Here is a 2,371-nt window from a genome sequence, read left to right on the forward strand (position 1 = left end):
CGTGCAGCTCGGCCGCCGCGCCGAGCTGGTCGTGATCGCCCCGGCCACGGCCGACCTGCTCGCGCGGGCCGCGCACGGGCTGGCCGACGACCTGCTCACCAACACGCTGCTCACCGCGCGCTGCCCGGTGCTGTTCGTGCCGGCCATGCACACCGAGATGTGGGAGCACCCCGCGACGGTCGCCAACGTCGCCACCCTGCGCTCGCGCGGGTCGGTCGTGCTCGAGCCGGCCACCGGTCGGCTCACCGGCGCCGACACCGGCAAGGGCCGGCTGCCCGAGCCGGCCGAGATCGCGCAGTTCGCCGAACTGCTGCTGCGCCGCCCCGACGCCCTGCCGCAGGACCTCGCCGGCCGCCATGTCGTCGTCAGCGCCGGCGGCACGCGCGAGGCCCTCGACCCCGTGCGCTTCCTGGGCAACGCGTCCAGCGGCAAGCAGGGCTTCGCCGTGGCCGCCGTCGCGGCCGCCCGCGGGGCTCGCGTCACCCTCGTCGCCGCGAACGCCGAGCTGCCCGACCCCGCGAACGTCGACGTGGTGCGCGTGCGCAGCGCGCTCGACCTGCGCGACGCCGTGCACAAGGCGGCCGAGGCGGCGGACGCGGTCGTCATGGCGGCGGCGGTCGCTGACTTCCGTCCCGCGGCGGCCGAGGGACACAAGATCAAGAAGTCGGACGCCGTGCCGCACCCGATCGCCCTCGAGCACAACCCCGACGTGCTGGCCGAACTGGTGGCCGCCCGTCGTCCGGGGCAGGTGCTCGTCGGGTTCGCGGCCGAGACGGGCGACGCCGAGCACTCGGTGCTCGACCACGGGCGGGCGAAGCTGGCCCGCAAGGGGTGCGACCTGCTGGTGGTGAACGCGGTCGGTGACGACAAGGCGTTCGGCCGACCTGACAACGCCGCGGTGATCCTCGGCGCCGACAGCACCGAGGTCGACGTCCCGCTCGGGCCGAAGGCCGTCCTCGCCGCCGTCGTCTGCGACGAGGTGACCCGCCGCCTGGGCTGAGGCCCGCGCGCGCCGATTCGACGCCGGCGAGTCGGCCGATAGACTTCCTCGACCGCCGCGACCGGCGAGCATGAGACCACCGGAGTACCTGTGACCCGACGCCTGTTCACCTCGGAATCCGTCACCGAGGGCCACCCCGACAAGATCGCCGACCAGATCAGCGACTCGATCCTCGACGCGCTGCTCGAGCAGGACCCGCAGAGCCGCGTCGCCGTCGAGACGCTGATCACCACCGGTCAGGTGCACGTCGCCGGCGAGGTGACCACCGAGGCCTACGCGGACATCCCGACGATCGTCCGCGACCGCATCCTCGAGATCGGCTACGACAGCTCCCGCAAGGGCTTCGACGGCGCGTCCTGCGGTGTCAGCGTGTCGATCGGCTCGCAGTCGCCGGACATCGCGCAGGGCGTCGACAACGCCTACGAGTCGCGGGTCGAGGGCAGCGAGGACGCCATCGCCGCCCAGGGCGCCGGCGACCAGGGCCTCATGTTCGGCTACGCGTGCAACGAGACCGCCGAGCTCATGCCGCTGCCGATCGCGCTGGCCCACCGCCTCGCCGAGCGGCTCACCGCGGTGCGCAAGGACGGCACGGTGCCCTACCTGCGTCCCGACGGCAAGACCCAGGTGACCATCGAGTACGCCGACGGCAGGCCGGTGCGCCTCGACACCGTCGTCGTCTCGAGCCAGCACGCCGCCGACATCGACCTCGACACGCTGCTGAAGCCGGACGTCGAGGAGCACGTCGTCGCGCCGGTGCTCGCGAGCTTCGACATCGACAGCTCGAACTACCGCCTCCTCGTGAACCCGACCGGACGCTTCGAGATCGGCGGCCCGATGGGCGACGCCGGCCTCACCGGTCGCAAGATCATCGTCGACACCTACGGCGGCTACGCCCGCCACGGTGGCGGCGCCTTCTCGGGCAAGGACCCCTCGAAGGTCGACCGCTCGGCCGCCTACGCGATGCGCTGGGTCGCCAAGAACGTCGTCGCCGCCGGCCTCGCCGCCCGCTGCGAGGTGCAGGTCGCGTACGCGATCGGCAAGGCCGAGCCGGTGGGTCTGTTCATCGAGACCTTCGGGACGGAGACCGCCGACCCGGACAAGATCTCCGAGGCGATCCTGCAGACCTTCGACCTGCGCCCCGCCGCGATCATCCGCGACCTCGACCTGAAGCGGCCGATCTACGCGCCGACCGCCGCCTACGGCCACTTCGGCCGCGAGCTACCGGACTTCACGCGGGAGCGCACCGACCGCGCGGAACAGTGCAGTGGTCTCGGGCGTGAGCACCGGTTCGGTGCCGACGGTGCGCTCGAGGAACGCCAACCGACCCGGGTGGTCGCTCGCGGGTTCACGCGACAGCACGTAGGCGTCGAC

The 2,371-nt window shown here is 72.8% G+C and carries 2 protein-coding genes; both read left to right on the forward strand.

The genetic code is table 11. From position 1 onward, the window contains the following. Positions 1 to 1,000, forward strand: a 1,000-nt coding sequence (coaBC, locus tag ACTHMS_RS02520) for a bifunctional phosphopantothenoylcysteine decarboxylase/phosphopantothenate--cysteine ligase CoaBC (RefSeq protein ID WP_440305103.1), incomplete at its 5' end; no start/stop codon positions are given. 90 nt (positions 1,001 to 1,090) lie between these two features. Beyond that, a partial coding sequence (metK, locus tag ACTHMS_RS02525; protein WP_440305104.1) for a methionine adenosyltransferase occupies positions 1,091 to 2,371 on the forward strand: 1,281 nt, incomplete at its 3' end.

It is taken from the genome of Jatrophihabitans sp. (genome assembly GCF_051960575.1).
Classification (GTDB): domain Bacteria; phylum Actinomycetota; class Actinomycetes; order Mycobacteriales; family Jatrophihabitantaceae; genus JBQCEE01.